This is a genomic window from Aeromonas veronii (assembly GCA_041319085.1).
GTDB lineage: Bacteria > Pseudomonadota > Gammaproteobacteria > Enterobacterales > Aeromonadaceae > Aeromonas > Aeromonas veronii_F.
Genome location: CP101033.1, coordinates 1,628,757 through 1,643,832, shown reverse-complemented (window position 1 = coordinate 1,643,832; position 15,076 = coordinate 1,628,757). Strand labels below are relative to the sequence as shown.

12 protein-coding genes and 2 pseudogenes are annotated in these 15,076 nt (G+C 59.0%); 7 read left to right on the top strand and 7 right to left on the bottom strand.

Translation table 11 applies throughout. The features are described 5' to 3' along the window. The first annotated feature begins 491 nt into the window (after positions 1–491). Together aceB and aceA are read left to right on the top strand one after the other, a co-directional pair. Complete coding sequence (aceB, locus tag NMD14_07925) at positions 492–2,099, top strand: malate synthase A (GenBank protein ID XEI34305.1); 1,608 nt, start codon at positions 492–494, stop codon at positions 2,097–2,099. Positions 2,100–2,172: 73 nt separating this feature from the next. Beyond that, on the top strand, positions 2,173–3,486 hold the full coding sequence (gene aceA / locus NMD14_07920; GenBank protein XEI34304.1) for an isocitrate lyase: 1,314 nt from the start codon (positions 2,173–2,175) through the stop codon (positions 3,484–3,486). 115 nt (positions 3,487–3,601) lie between these two features. Here the strand turns inward: aceA and hda are convergent, their stop codons facing one another. From hda to upp, 3 genes are all read right to left on the bottom strand, one after another. After that, on the bottom strand, positions 3,602–4,303 hold the full coding sequence (gene hda, locus NMD14_07915) for a DnaA inactivator Hda (protein ID XEI34303.1): 702 nt from the start codon (positions 4,301–4,303) through the stop codon (positions 3,602–3,604). Between the two features lie 102 nt (positions 4,304–4,405). Continuing rightward, on the bottom strand, positions 4,406–5,425 hold the full coding sequence (locus NMD14_07910) for a DUF2066 domain-containing protein (protein ID XEI34302.1): 1,020 nt from the start codon (positions 5,423–5,425) through the stop codon (positions 4,406–4,408). 152 nt (positions 5,426–5,577) lie between these two features. Then, complete coding sequence (upp, locus tag NMD14_07905) at positions 5,578–6,204, bottom strand: uracil phosphoribosyltransferase (protein XEI34301.1); 627 nt, start codon at positions 6,202–6,204, stop codon at positions 5,578–5,580. Positions 6,205–6,381: 177 nt separating this feature from the next. On the opposite strand from upp, the gene purM reads away from it, so the two are divergent. From purM to NMD14_07890, 3 genes and pseudogenes are all read left to right on the top strand, one after another. Next, positions 6,382–7,419, top strand: a complete 1,038-nt coding sequence (gene purM / locus NMD14_07900) for a phosphoribosylformylglycinamidine cyclo-ligase (GenBank protein ID XEI34300.1) — start codon at positions 6,382–6,384, stop codon at positions 7,417–7,419. 8 nt (positions 7,420–7,427) lie between these two features. Further along, complete coding sequence (gene purN, locus NMD14_07895; protein ID XEI34299.1) at positions 7,428–8,066, top strand: phosphoribosylglycinamide formyltransferase; 639 nt, start codon at positions 7,428–7,430, stop codon at positions 8,064–8,066. A gap of 214 nt (positions 8,067–8,280) precedes the next feature. After that, a pseudogene (locus NMD14_07890) lies at positions 8,281–9,549 on the top strand (IS4 family transposase). A gap of 21 nt (positions 9,550–9,570) precedes the next feature. On the opposite strand, the gene NMD14_07885 reads toward NMD14_07890, so the two are convergent. The 4 genes from NMD14_07885 to NMD14_07870 form a co-directional block, all read right to left on the bottom strand. After that, positions 9,571–10,329 carry a Nif3-like dinuclear metal center hexameric protein gene (locus NMD14_07885; GenBank protein XEI34729.1) on the bottom strand — a complete coding sequence of 253 codons (759 nt, stop codon included), beginning with the start codon at positions 10,327–10,329 and terminating at the stop codon, positions 9,571–9,573. Positions 10,330–10,473: 144 nt separating this feature from the next. Continuing rightward, complete coding sequence (locus tag NMD14_07880) at positions 10,474–11,817, bottom strand: sigma-54 dependent transcriptional regulator (protein XEI34298.1); 1,344 nt, start codon at positions 11,815–11,817, stop codon at positions 10,474–10,476. Next, on the bottom strand, positions 11,814–12,848 hold the full coding sequence (locus tag NMD14_07875; protein XEI34297.1) for an ATP-binding protein: 1,035 nt from the start codon (positions 12,846–12,848) through the stop codon (positions 11,814–11,816). The genes NMD14_07880 and NMD14_07875 overlap by 4 nt, the downstream gene beginning before the upstream one ends. A gap of 106 nt (positions 12,849–12,954) precedes the next feature. Then, positions 12,955–14,376 (bottom strand): sigma-54 dependent transcriptional regulator, encoded by a 1,422-nt coding sequence (locus NMD14_07870; GenBank protein ID XEI34296.1) that lies wholly within the window; start codon positions 14,374–14,376, stop codon positions 12,955–12,957. Between the two features lie 312 nt (positions 14,377–14,688). Between NMD14_07870 and NMD14_07865 the strand changes: the two genes are divergently transcribed. Further along, entirely contained in the window at positions 14,689–14,850 is a 162-nt protein-coding gene (locus NMD14_07865; protein XEI34295.1) for a hypothetical protein, read from the top strand. Positions 14,851–14,873: 23 nt separating this feature from the next. Then, positions 14,874–15,026: pseudogene (locus tag NMD14_07860) on the top strand (D-alanyl-D-alanine carboxypeptidase). Positions 15,027–15,076 lie beyond the last annotated feature (50 nt).

The following is a 15,076-nucleotide window of genomic DNA, read 5'->3' as shown; positions in this document are numbered from 1 at the left end:
CACTTTCCATCGCTGCAGCCGCTGGTACCAACAGAGATCACATCACCACCCCAAGTTTAAAACGCACGTTCACCAACCAGGTCTAGCGATAGCAAAACCTTCATTGCCATATTCAAACGCACTTTATACAGCTGTTTTGGTAAAGCCTGGAGTTAGGTCGGGATTTGTTTTTGCATTTGTAATTTTATTACGTAATAAGTTACGAAACGAGGTGCGAGGTAACGGCCCAAATTAGCCGTTGTCCGATGGGAAAAAGCAGGAGCATAACCATCTGCATAGAGCTTTTATACCAATCCAATAAAACAATAAAAAACATAAACTTAGCCATAGCGAGAAAACAGGTGTTTAAAAAAAACTGTTGACGTAATCAACAATATTTCGCACCTTATCAATCGTGTTGCCCCGTTGTTGCGGGAACGTTTCAGGAACAGGGATTCGACTTTAGTCGTAGTTAGTAAGTTCAAAATGTAATTCTCAAAGGAGTGAACCTTATGTCGGCACCGGCTCAGACCCATTGCAGCGCCCGCCTTCGCATCCAGGGCGAGATGCTGCCCGAATACGCGCAAATTCTGACGCCGGACGCGGTGGCTCTGGTCTCCGAACTGGTGGAACGTTTTGCTCCCCAAAGAGGGGAATTGCTGAAACAACGTGTGGCACGTCAAGCCCGTATCGATGGTGGCGAGCTGCCGGACTTCCTGCCGGAAACCGCGCACATCCGTGAAGGTGACTGGACCATTCGCGGCATTCCCGCCGACCTGCAAGACCGCCGTGTGGAGATCACCGGCCCGGTCGAGCGCAAGATGGTGATCAACGCCCTCAACGCCAACGTTAAAGTATTCATGGCGGACTTTGAGGACTCACTGGCCCCCGCCTGGAATAAAGTGATCGAGGGTCAAATCAACCTGCGCGATGCGGTCAATGGCACCGTCTCCTACACCAGTCCGGAAGGAAAGGCCTATACCCTGAACCCCGACCCGGCCGTCCTCATCTGCCGGGTGCGCGGTCTGCACCTGCCGGAAAAACATGTCACCTTCGATGGCGAGCCCATCCCAGGCGGTCTGTTCGATTTTGCTCTCTACTTCCTTCACAACTATCGGGCGCTGCTGGCCAAAGGCTCGGGCCCCTACTTCTACGTACCCAAGTTGCAGAGCCATCTGGAAGGGCGCTGGTGGAGCGAAGTATTCGCCTGGACCGAGGACAAGTTCGGTCTGCCCCGCGGCACCATCAAGGCCACCGTGCTGATTGAAACCCTGCCCGCAGTGTTCGAGATGGATGAGCTTCTCTATCAGATGAAGGATCACATAGTGGCGCTGAACTGCGGCCGCTGGGACTACATCTTCAGCTACATCAAGACCTTGAAGAACCATCCGGATCGGGTACTACCTGATCGTCAGGTGGTGACCATGGACAAACCATTCCTCTCCGCCTACTCGCGGCTGCTGATCAAGACCTGTCACAAGCGCGGCGCGCTGGCGATGGGGGGCATGGCCGCCTTTATTCCGGCCAAGGATGCCGCCATCAACGAACAGGTGTTTGCCAAGGTCAAAGCCGATAAAGAGCGCGAAGCCAACAACGGCCACGATGGTACCTGGGTCGCCCACCCTGGCCTTGCCGACACCGCCATGGCGGTGTTCAACGCCACCATTGCGGCTGGCGCCAAGAACCAGATCGGCGTACTGCGCGAGCAGGATGCCCCCATCACTGCCGCCGACCTGCTGGCCCCCTGTGAGGGCGAGCGGACCGAAGCAGGCATGCGTACAAATATCCGGGTCGCCCTGCAATATCTGGAAGCCTGGATCAACGGCAACGGCTGCGTGCCCATCTACGGTCTGATGGAAGATGCCGCCACCGCCGAGATCTCCCGCACCTCCATCTGGCAGTGGATCCGCCACGGCAAGAGCCTGTCTAATGGCAAGGTAGTGACCAAAGAGCTGTTCCGCCAGATGCTGGCCGAGGAGCTGGAGGTGGTCAAAGCCGAGGTGGGCGCCGCACGCTGGCAGGCAGGACGCTTTGCCGAGGCAAGCGAGCTGATGGAAGAGATCACCTGCGCCGATACCCTGATCGATTTTCTGACGCTGCCCGGTTACGAGCGGCTCTGAATCACGAGCCCCCAGCGGGGCTCGCCAATAACAAGTCAATGGAAACGTGAAATCAATGAAAGAGGGAACTGATATGGCACTGACCCGTGAGCAACAGATCCAGGCTATCGAGAAAGACTGGGCGGAAAATCCCCGCTGGAAAGGGATCAAGCGCGGCTACAGCGCCGAAGATGTGGTGAACCTGCGCGGCAGCTTGCAGCCGGTGCACACCCTGGCCCAGCGTGGAGCCGACAAGCTGTGGGGCCTGATCCACGGCGACGCCAAGAAAGGCTATGTCAACTGCCTCGGCGCCCTGACCGGTGGTCAGGCAGTGCAGCAGGCCAAGGCGGGGATCGAGGCGATCTACCTCTCCGGCTGGCAGGTGGCGGCGGACAACAACTTGTCCTCCACCATGTATCCGGATCAGTCCCTCTACCCGGCCAACTCCGTACCGTCCGTGGTGGAGCGCATCAACAACTCCTTCGCTCGTGCCGACCAGATCCAGTGGGCCAACAAGGTCGGGCCGCAGGATGAGGGCTTTATCGACTACTTCCTGCCGATCGTGGCCGATGCGGAAGCCGGTTTCGGCGGTGTGCTTAACGCCTTCGAACTGATGAAGGGGATGATTGAAGCGGGCGCCGCCGGCGTGCACTTCGAAGATCAGCTCGCTTCCGTCAAGAAGTGCGGCCATATGGGTGGCAAGGTGCTGGTACCGACTCAGGAAGCGGTGCAAAAGCTGGTTGCCGCCCGTCTGGCAGCCGATGTGTGCGGCACCACCACGCTGGTGATCGCCCGTACCGACGCCAACGCCGCTGACCTGTTGACGACCGACGCCGACCCGTACGATGCAGACTTCCTGACGGGCGAGCGCACAGCCGAAGGGTTCTACAAGGTACGTGCCGGTATCGATCAGGCCATCGCTCGCGGTCTGGCTTACGCCCCCTACGCCGACATGGTGTGGTGTGAAACCGCCAAGCCGGATCTGGACGAAGCGCGTAAATTTGCCGAAGCGATCAAGGCCAAGTTCCCGGATCGCATCCTGGCCTACAACTGCTCTCCGAGCTTCAACTGGAAGAAGAATCTGGACGATGCCACCATCGCCCGCTTCCAGCAGGCGCTCTCCGACATGGGCTACAAGTACCAGTTCATCACCCTCGCGGGTATCCACAACATGTGGTTCCACATGTACGAACTGGCCTACCAGTACGCCCGTGGCGAAGGGATGAAGCACTACGTCGAGATGGTGCAGGAGCCGGAATTTGCCGCCGCCAGCCGTGGCTACACCTTCGTGGCACACCAGCAGGAGGTCGGTACCGGTTACTTTGACAAGGTGACCACCGTCATCCAGGGTGGCCAATCCTCGGTCACCGCGCTGACCGGATCCACCGAAGAAGATCAGTTCCACTGATAGGCAGAGCCCCCTTGAGATAGCAAAACCCCGGCCTGAAGCCGGGGTTTCTTTTTATCTGCTTATCTGCAATTCAAACGTCGGTCAGGCGCATCACCACACCCCATCGACAGGATCAGAGCTCGAGGATCTCTTTGACAAAGGGGATGGTCAGTTTGCGCTTGGCGCGAAAAGAGGCGTTGTCGAGCTGATTGAGGGTGGTGAGCAGGGTGCGCATATCGCGGGAGAGTCGGTTGAGCAGGAAGCGGCCCACATCGATGGGCAGTTTGAAGCCCCGCAGCTCGGCGCGCAACTGCAGGGCACTGAGCTTGCCTTCATCATCCAGCTCGTCGAGATGGAAACTCACCCCCCAATCGAGGCGCGAAGCGAGATCCGGCAGTTGCAGCCCCAGTTTGCGCGGTGCGCTGCAGCCGGTGACCACCAGCGTCCCCTCGCCCTTCTCCTGCCAGCGATTGTAAAAGTCAAACAGCGCACGCTCCCACACGTTATTTCCGGCGATAGCCTCGAGACTGTCGAGACAAACCAGCGGAAGGCTTTCGAGGGCATCGAGCATGCTGGGATCGAGCTGTTCAAACTGATCGAGGGAGAGATAGGCCGCCGCCGCATCGCGGGCGTTGACCTCGGCACAGGTGGCGTGCAGCAGATGAGAGCGTCCGGATCCCTTGGCACCCCAGAAATAGAGGAAAGGCGATCCCTGACCGATGGCCGCATTCTTGAGGGCGGTGATCAGATGAGCATTGGTACCGGGATAAAAACTGACGAAGGTTTCATCATCCGGTAGTTGTACGGCTAAAGACAGTTGGGCCGGTTGCTTCACTCGTTGGGCTTTGACTGTGACATTTGTGGTTAAGTGTATCATCGCAATGGCAGATAGAGAACCGCCCGGACAAGCCGGGCGGTCTACAAAAACCTTATAAAATCAGGGCTGCGACCATTGGTAACGCAAACCGCTGCCATTATCGTCAACCTTGTGCAAACGACTCTCGAGCCGCAGCGCCCGCACCAGCTCGGCCAGCTCCCCTTGCAGGGTGAAGTTGAAGGTGACCTGCTCCCCCTCCAGCTTGCCGATGGCCACCTTGCTGACGTTGGCCATCCCCTGCAGCATCTTCTGCACGGCGATCATGCTGTCCACTTCAGAGAGGCCATCCACCACCAGGGTCTGGCTGGTTGCCGGGCCCGAGATGCGGGCACCGTAGTTTTTCACCAGCCAGGCCGCCAAGGTATCGGCAAATCCTTGCGCCACTTCAGCCTGAGTGCCCGTGCTGTTGCCACGAGTCAGTTCGGTCACTTCTCCAGCCGCTTTGGGGCCATAGAGTCCCCAGTCGATGCTCCACTTGTCACCTTCCGGTGTCAGCTTGCCCAACACCACCATCTCGGCGCCATAGCGCTGGCTCGCCTGCAAAATCGGATCGGCAAACCGTCCCCAGACGTCGGTGGCACTGACCGCCATGTTGTCATCGAGATCCATCAACGGAATACTGATCGGCAGCCCCAGCGTCTGGGCCTGATCGCGCAAAGCGTACGCCCAGCCATCGCTGGATTGATCCGCCAGCAGGTGACGATCACCCTGATCCACCACCAGCCAGACGGCCATCTGGGGACGCGCCGGGCCAAGCAGGGCAAACTGGCTCTCGGAGACCAGGTGGTTGACCTTGTCACTCTTGAACTCGGCTTTCAGATACTTGACCGAGTCCTGATCCTGATAGCCATAGCTTTTGACATAGTCGCCCGGTGCCGCCAGCGCCTTGACCACCACCGGCTGGGTGAGGATGTCGCGCTTGCCGGTCACCTTGATCAGCACCTGACCCAGCGCCATCCCTTGAGCGGCCACCATGTCACCATTGGTCGGAGCCTTGCCCTGATAAAGGTCGGTCACCTGAGCGGCCGAGGCCATGAATGACAAACCGCAGCAGAGGGCCGTCATAACACGTTTGAACATGAATAGAGTCTCGAAATGGGAGAGTGTGCTTATGGTAGCGGCAAGGCGCGCCCTACGGCAAGGCTGGCACAAGCGGCCACAAACAGCAGAGCCGGCGATGCGCCGGCTCCGATCCCCCTTCCACATGGGAAGCAGGTCAAGGCATCAACTTATTACTTGGTACCGAAGATCTTGTCGCCCGCATCGCCCAGACCCGGCACGATGTAGCCCTTCTCGTTCAGGCCTTGGTCGATGGAGGCGCAGTAGAGCTCTACATCAGGGTGAGCGGCTTCCAGCGCCTTGAGCCCTTCCGGCGCGGCAACCAGTACCAGCACCTTGATGGATTGGCAGCCTTTCTTCTTCAGCAGATCGATGGTGGCAATCATGGAGCCACCGGTGGCCAGCATAGGATCGATGACCAGCGCCAGACGCTCTTCGATGTTGCTGACGATCTTCTCGAAATAGGGAACCGGTTGCAGGGTCTCTTCGTCACGGTAGATACCGACCACGCTGACGCGGGCGCTCGGCATGTGCTCCAGCACGCCATCCATCATGCCAAGGCCGGCACGCAGGATAGGTACGACGGTGACCTTCTTGCCCTTGATCTGGTCAACTTCTACTGGCCCATTCCAGCCATCGATGGTAACCTTCTCGGTTTCGAAGTCAGAGGTCGCTTCATAGGTCAACAAACTGCCCACTTCTTTGGCCAGTTCACGGAAACGCTTGGTGCTGATATCGCCTTCACGCATCAGACCGATCTTGTGTTTGACCAGGGGGTGTTTGACTTCAACGACTTTCATTATTATCTCCTCTAACCTGCCGCAAAAAAAATCGCGGAATCATACAACAAAAGCCACCGCTTGTAGAGCATTTCCGCGCAAAAACGCGCAAACGATTTCCTTTCTGGTTTTTCACCGCCACTGTTAGAATACGCCCCGAATTTTACCCTCCACTTCTTTATATGACGGGGAATACTCGTGACTGACAAAACCTCACTGAGCTACAAGGATGCTGGCGTAGATATCGATGCCGGCAATGCACTGGTTGAACGTATCAAGGGCGTGTCAAAGCGCACTCGTCGTCCTGAAGTCCTTGGTGGTCTTGGCGGCTTTGGGGCCTTGTGTCAAATCCCTGCGGGCTACAAGGAGCCGGTACTGGTCTCCGGTACCGATGGTGTGGGCACCAAGCTGCGGCTGGCCATCGACCTGAAGAAGCACGACACCGTGGGCATCGATCTGGTGGCCATGTGCGTCAATGACCTGATCGTACAGGGCGCCGAACCGCTGTTCTTCCTCGACTACTATGCGACCGGCAAGCTGGACGTGGACACCGCGGCCGCGGTGGTCACCGGGATCGGTGCCGGTTGCGAGCAGTCAGGCTGTGCCCTGGTGGGCGGCGAGACCGCCGAGATGCCGGGTATGTATGAAGGGGAAGACTACGACATCGCCGGTTTCTGCGTCGGTGTGGTGGAGAAGAGCGACATCATCGACGGCAGCAAGGTCGGTGAAGGGGATGCCCTGATCGCCTTGGCCGCCAGCGGCCCTCACTCCAACGGCTTCTCCCTGATCCGTAAAATTCTGGAAGTCTCCAAAGCCGACGTGCATCAGCCGCTGGGTGACACCACCCTGGCCAACGCTCTGCTGGAGCCGACCCGCATCTATGTGAAACCTGTGCTCAAACTCATCAAGGAGTGCGAGATCCACGCCCTCTCCCACATCACCGGCGGCGGCTTCTGGGAGAACATCCCGCGCGTACTGCCTGCCAACACTCAAGCGGTGATCGATGAGCAGAGCTGGCAGTGGCCGGCAGTGTTCAGCTGGCTGCAGCAGGCTGGCAACGTCACCCGTCACGAGATGTATCGCACCTTCAACTGCGGTGTCGGCATGATCATCGCCCTGCCCGCCAACCAGCTGGAGAAGGCGCTGACCCTGCTCAAGGCACAAGGCGAGAACGCATGGCACATCGGTCATATCGCCAAGGCCGCCGATGGTGAGGAGCAGGTCGTCATTAAATGACCTCCTCTATGAAACGCATCCTGGTGCTCATCTCCGGCAGCGGCAGCAATCTGCAGGCGATCCTCGACCACTGCACCAGCGGCAAGATTGCAGGGGAAGTGGTCGGTGTCATCAGCAACAAGGCCGATGCCTATGGTCTGGTTCGTGCCAAAGAGGCGGGTGTGGCGACCTCCATTCTGGCCCAGCAGCAGTTTGCCAGCCGGGAGGAGTATGACGCTGCCCTGCTGGCGCTGATGGCAGACTATCAGCCGGATCTGGTGGTGCTGGCCGGGTTTATGCGGATATTGAGCGGCGATCTGGTGCGCCATTTCGCCGGCAGAATGATCAATATCCACCCCTCCCTGCTGCCCAAGTATCAGGGCTTGCACACCCACCAGCGCGCTATCGACGATGGGGAGCGCGAGCACGGTGCGAGCGTCCACTTCGTCACCGAAGAGCTGGACGGTGGGCCGGTGATCCTGCAGGCCCGCGTGCCCATCTTTGAAGGGGATACGGCGGATGAGGTAGCGGCACGGGTACAGGCGCAGGAGCACAGCATCTACCCGTTGGTGGTGCGCTGGTTCTGCGAAGGCAGGCTGCAGATGGTGGATAGCGCCGTGCAACTGGATGGCGCCCTGCTGGGCCCCGCGGGTTATGCCAGCGAGTAACCGCTAACAACTGCATGTCAGATACAACAAGGGAGGCTTAGGCCTCCCTTGTCATTTCTACCTATCCGCACGATGGCAGCACTCAGATCCGATTACGCAGCTAAGCGACCCTCATATACAGGATCTTTAGCGGCAACCAATTGAAATAGATATAAAAAAGGCTTCGTTTGTGATCTGATTTTATCGCCAAACAAAATCAACACGCGCGAAGCCTATGACCATTATCAATGCTAATCACTATCTGGAGCAACTCCTCGCTCCCGCCGTACTCGAGCGCATTGCTCGGCTATGCAAGTTTTGCCTGCGCCAGCGCGCTATTACACCCGCCACGCTCGTCCCTGCACTGCTGCGGGCCATGGGCGGCGATCAGGTCAATGACATTGCCGGTTTACACCGCCATTTCAATGCCTTGCAACTGGTGAACACCCATCAGGTTTCCTACAAACCGTTTCACAATCAGCTGCGCAAAGAGAGCTTTCCCCTGTTTATGAAAGCTCTGGTCGAACGGGCGATCGCCTTGCGTATCGACCATCAACTCAAAGCGGCTTCCCTCGGCGCGTTCAAACAGGTGTTACTGCACGATGGCACCTCCTTTGCGGTGCATCGGCGCCTTGCTGCTGATTTTCCCGGCCGGTTCAGGACCATCAGTCCGGCAGCTATCGAGTGCCATATGACCATGTCGCTGTCGGAGCAGAGCCCGTTGTGCATGAGTGTGTCTGCCGATACCGCAGGGGAACGGCAATTTCTGCCTGAAGCCCACACGCTGACCAACTGCCTGCTGCTGGCTGACGCAGGTTACATTGATAGGGCTTGGTTTGAGCAGGTGAACGACGCTGGCGGATTTTATCTGGTGCGCGGCACGAAAAGCCTGAACCCCAAGATAATCCAAGCCTGGCGCGGTGATGGACGGGAAGTACCCAAGCTGGCGGGACTGTCTCTGAAAGAGGCCGGACGGCGACGCTGTCGGGCCGAGGTACTGGATATGGTGGTGAAGTCCGGCTAGGTCGAGTACCGGTTGATCCGGCGCTGGTTTGCCGAGGAAAAACGGTTCTGTCTGTGGATGACGAACCTACCGCGAGCCACATGGTCAGCAGAGCAGGTGATGAGCCTGTATCGCTGCCGTTGGCAGGTGGAGTTGTTATTTAAAGAGTGGAAATCGCACAACCGGCTCAAGGGGTTTGTGACGGGCGAGAAAGCGATTGCGGAGGGGTTGGTGTGGACGAGCCTGCTGTCGCTGGTGATGAAGAGACGGGTCGCGCAGAGTGTGATGAGTGGGGCGATATCGATGCTGAAAGCGACGAAGAACAGTGCGACGTGGTGGCTACCGCTATTGGAAGCAGTGGCCCATAGGGCGCTGACAGAAATAAGGGAAAGACTGGAATGGGCGGCCGATTATTTGTCCAAGAATGCTTGCCGAACCAAGCAGAGAAAGTCGATAAAAAACAGGACCTTGGAAGGCGTTTTAAATGGACTCGCCGCTTAAGGTCCTGTACATGAAGCGACCCTACACCGGATTGTCGATATCGATAAAGGTGACATCCAGCCCGTGCACGGTCGCCAGCCACTCCCCCAGCGCCTTGACGCCGTAACGCTCGGTGGCGTGATGGCCCGCGGCGTAGAAGTGCATCCCCATCTCGCGGGCGGTGTGAATGGTCTGCTCGGAGGCTTCACCGGAGATAAAGGCATCGATGCCCTGCTCCGCCGCCAGATTGATGTAGCTCTGGCCGCCGCCGGTGCACCAGGCCACGGAGCGGATAAGCTCGGGGCCGGTATCGCCGCAGTGCAGCGGCTCACGACCGAGACGCTCGGCAATCAGCTTGGCAAAATCGCGGCCGCTCATCGGCTCTTCCAGCTTGCCCACCATGGCAACGCTCTTGCTGTTCCATGGCTCCAGACCACGGCGTACCTTGATATCCAGCAGCTTGGCAAGCTGGGCGTTGTTGCCCACCTCGGGATGGACGTCGAGCGGCAAGTGGTAGGCAAACAGGTTGATATCGTGGGTCAGCAGGGTCTTGAGCCGACGCTGCTTCATACCGGTGATCTGGGCTGGTTCACCGCTCCAGAAGTAGCCGTGATGGACCAGAATGGCATCAGCCTCGGCAGCCACCGCCGCGTCGATCAGCGCCTGACTGGCGGTGACACCGGTCACCACCTTGCGAATACGCTCGCGCCCCTCCACTTGCAGGCCGTTGGGGCAGTAATCCTTGATGGCGTGCGGTTCGAGCAGATGATTCAGTACGGTTTCGAGTTTTCGATGAGAGATCATAGGGGTCCCTTATTAAGGCTCGGTCCCCTGCTTTACCAATAAAAACAGGGCCCAGGCTCAAAGCGCCAAGGGCCCCATGATAATCGAGCCGGGCCGTCAAGACCATGACAGCCCCCACACAGTGCGGTTTCCCTCCCGGCCTCAGGCGGGCAGGTCGATCCCCGCCTCCCGCATCTGGGCCAGCTTGTAGCGCAGGGTGCGCGGGCTGATGCCGAGCCGGTCGGCCACCGCTTTGCGGCTGCCGTTACAATCTTGCAGGGTATCGAGAATGATCTGGTGCTCCTGCTGCTTGAGCTCGCTGCCGAGGCGATCGCCGCCATAGCTGCGATCCACGCTGACAAACTCCATCTCCTGCTCGTCCAGCTCCTCCAGAATGAGGTGATCACAGTCAATGACCCCGTCGGGGCTGAGGATCAGGGCACGCTGTACCACGTTGTCCAGCTCACGTACGTTGCCGGGCCAGGGATGAGCCAGCAGCCGCTCCCGCGAGGCATCCGTCAACTGTGGTGTTGGCAACCCCTGCTGGCTGGCATGGAGGGCCAGCAGATGTTCCGCCAGCGGCAGAATGTCGCCGGGCCGCTCGCAAAGGGCTGACCAGCGCAGCGGGAAGACATTGAGGCGATAGTAGAGATCTTCGCGAAACAGGCCATCCTGCACCGCTTTTTTCAAATCCCGGTTGCTGGTGGCGATGACCCGCACATCCAGCGGGATCATCTTGCGACTGCCAAGCCGCTCCACCTCTTTCTCCTGCAACACCCGCAGCAATTTGGCTTGCAGCCCCTGATCCATCTCGGTGATCTCGTCAAGCAGCAGGGTGCCCCCCTGCGCCTGCTCGAACTTGCCCGGGCACCCCTGCACCGCACCGGTGAAGGCTCCCTTCTCGTAGCCAAACAGGGTCGCCTCCAGCATGTTTTCCGGAATGGCGGCGCAGTTGATGGCGACGAAAGGCTGCTCGGCGCGGTTGGAGTTGTCATGAATGTAACGGGCCAACACCTCTTTACCCGTCCCGCTCGGGCCGGTCACCATCACGGTCGCTTCGCTTCTGGCCACCCGGGTCGCCAGCTGGAACAGCTCGGCAGTTTTGGGATCCCCGTAGACCACGGCGCGCTTCTCCACCTTCTGGGCGGGCACATAGCGGCTGACCTGATTGAGCAGCACCTCCGGCGAAAACGGCTTGGCCAGATAGTCGATGGCCCCTTCACGCATGGCGCGCACCGCGCCGTCGATATTGGCGTAGGCGGTCATCAGCAGTACAGGTATCTGCGGATATTGCTGGCGGATGGTGCCCAGCAGGGTGAGACCATCCATCCCCCCCATCTGGATATCGGAGATCACCATGTCAAACGGCTGACGGGAGAGCGCCAGCAGAGCCCGCTCGCCGCTGTCCGCTTCACGGCACTCATAACCGCCGAGCAAAAGGGTATCCACCAGCGCTTCGCGCAGGCCATTGTCATCTTCAACTACCAGGATCCTGGCCTGTGTCATGCTACACCTCCAAGCTGCACCGGTTGCTGATGCAGGGGGAACGACAGAGTAAAGCAGGTGCCTTCACCGGGAACCGAGGCCACACCGACCTCCCCCTGATGGGCACGCACTACAGATTGCACCACCGCCAGCCCGAGACCAGTGCCCTGGGAGCGAGTGGTAAAGAAGGGTTCGAATACCTGACCGAGCTGATGGGAAGGGATCCCCTTGCCATTATCGATGACCCGCATCTCCACCCGGGCGCCACTGCGCACCGCGCTGACCAAGAGTGACGTGGCCCCTGCCTGCTGGGCATTGGCAATCAGGTTGTTGATGGCCCCCGCCAGCGCACTGCTGTTGGCCAGCAGGCAGAGATCGGGCTCCGGCGCCTCCATGTGCAGCTCGCAGCCCTGCTGCTGGCAGAAGGCCTCGGCTCCGGCCTGCACTTCGGCCAGCAGCCCTTGTACCGAGATGGGTGTGACCACCTGATTGTCGCCATTGCGGGCAAACAGCAAGATGTCGTTGATCTGCTTCTCCAGATCCTGCAAACGGGCCATCAGCTTTTGCTGAAACTGAGTGCGGGATTCCGGTTTGAGGGTGCGGTTGGCCAGGTTTGCGGCATAAAGCATGGCAGCGGAGAGCGGCGTGCGGATCTGGTGGGCGAGCGAGGCCGCCATATTGCCGAGCGCCGACAGCCGCTTCATATGGTTGATGCGGTCTTGCAGCTTGCGGGTTTCGGTCAGGTCGTTGATAAAGACCAGCTGGCCGGGCTGATCCGGCAGCGGTTGGGTCGAGAGCTGCACCCGGCGCCCGTCGCGCAGGGAGATCTCGTGACCATCATCCTCGCGTGGCTCAAAGCAGCGGGCAATGATGTGACGCCAGAGCTCCCCTTCCAGCGGGTCCCCCAGCAGGGAGATGGCCGCCGGATTCGCGCGGGTGACCACCCCTGCCCCGTCAAGCAGCAACACTCCGGTGGGGAGCGCCTTGAAGATGGCATAGAGCTGGCTCACTTCGTGGGACTGGAGTGGCATGTCCTGCTGCTGGATTGTCATAAACCTGACCTCAAACTGGCTATTGGGTCAGGTTATTCAATTTCCATGCCACTAAATTATGTGAATTAAAACAATGAATTGCGTATTGGCGTCAAGGCTTTGACCCTTAGACGTCCTTGCTCATCCCGTACTTTTTCATCTTCTCCACCAGGGTGGTACGGCGCATGCCGAGCAGATCGGCGGCGCGGGCTACCACCCCGTCCTGAGACTCCAGCGCCTGACGGATCAGTTCCACTTCGAGGTCGGCCAGCATCTCTTTGAGGTTGACCCCCTCTTCCGGCAACTGCATGGTACGGGCCGAGGCGAGGGCGTGATCCAGCTCGGGCGGCTCCTGGAATACCGCCGCCAGCGCATCGCGCTCATCCATCTCGGTCAGCCGCTCATCCCGTGGCTCGCTCGGCAGCAGGCGATAACGGCTCGGCAGATCCGCCACATCGACGATCTGATGCGGGTAGAGGATCAGCAGCCGCTCCAGCAGGTTGGAGAGCTCACGCACGTTGCCGGGCCAGGGGTACTGCATCAGCGACTCCAGCGCCCGCTGGGTCAGCCGGATAAAGCCGTGGTGCTGCTCGGCATGGCGGTTGAGCAGCTCCTGCAGCAGCAGCGGGATGTCATCGATGCGATCCCGCAGGGGCGGCGTCTCAATCGGGAAGACATTGAGGCGGTAGTAGAGATCTTCACGGAAACCCTGAGTGCGGATCATCGCCTCCAGATCCCGGTGGGTCGCCGCAATGATGCGCACATCGGCCTGAATGGGCTTGCCGCCACCGACCCGGTCGAACAGCCGCTCCTGCAATACCCGCAGCAATTTGACCTGCATCGGCATTGGCATATCGCCGATCTCGTCGAGGAACAGAGTGCCCCCCTGCGCCAGCTCGAAGCGACCACGACGGGCCGCGATGGCGCCGGTAAAGGCCCCCTTCTCGTGGCCAAACAGTTCGCTCTCCAGCAGCTCGGCCGGAATGGCGCCGCAGTTGATGGGCACAAAGGGGCCTTGACTTCGGGAAGAGAGTTCGTGGATGGCGCGAGCCACCACCTCTTTACCGGTACCCGACTCCCCGAGGATCAGCACATTGGCATCGGTCTCGGCTACCTGACCAATAAGGCGGCGTACCTCCTGGATCCCCTTCCCTTTGCCCACCAGCAAGCGCAGCAGCGCCTGACCCTTGTCATGGGTCTGCTGACGGGGATGCAAGGAGACAAAGGCCTGACAGAAGTGCAGGTGGCGGGTGAGGGATTCATAGGTAAAGGGCGAGAGCGCCACCCCGATAAAGTTGCTGTTGGGCAGCTCGGCCTCAACCAGCGAGAGGAATGGCATGCGAGGGAAGGCAGCCAGCAGCTCTGACAAGGGACGGTCGGTCAGCTCACCCACCAGCACCCCTTGCAGCGGGCCTGAGGATTCGATGGCCACATCCAGATCGCTTTGTGCCACCTCCTGCCACGGGATCCCCATAAACGAGAGCACTGTTCCCAACTGTTGGCGCCGCTGCGCATCGGCATCAACAATCAACACGCCCATCTCCACCATATCCATTCCTCGCGATATCCTGATCTAACTTATTGTTTTATTGGGTCATAAAACGCTGTTGGGCGATGTCATGACCGGCAGACAAAGTGCCAAAATTCCGACACATTGTCAAAAATTGTCGTATTCAGGCTAAGTGAATCGACTGAAACAGAGATTCATGCACAGGATTTTATTTAGCGTCAACCATTTGAAATAACTATGAAAAATGCTTCATTCACGAGCCAACTCTATCGTCAAACAAGACCGCCACGCCCGAAACCATGACGACTATCCACGCCTGCCACGCTCTCAAACAACTGAAATGGTTTTCGATTGGGCTACGTCCGTAACCCGGCGATCCCTTGGTTGAGTTCGTTCACCGACCTCGAATGGCCCAAGTATCAAGTGCTCGCCGAGCTGGCCCGTAAGCGGGTGTCGGTGCTGGCCCACGTCAAGGAGCAGGTGGCGAAGAACCACGCCTGCATCGGCGGGTGACACAAGGTTGAATTATCAGGGTCGGCAACAACGGCGTTGAATTTGCCAGCCATGCGGATCTGATGATCGCCCCCGCCTCCACCATGAAGGTGCTCACCGCACTGGCAGCACATCTTGAACTGGGTGCCGACATCCGTTTTGCCACCGACATTCAGGCCCAACCCGTCGCCAAACAAGCTAATGAGTAAAACCAGCGAAAGTTGATCTTCTCGAGAAATTAAAAAAA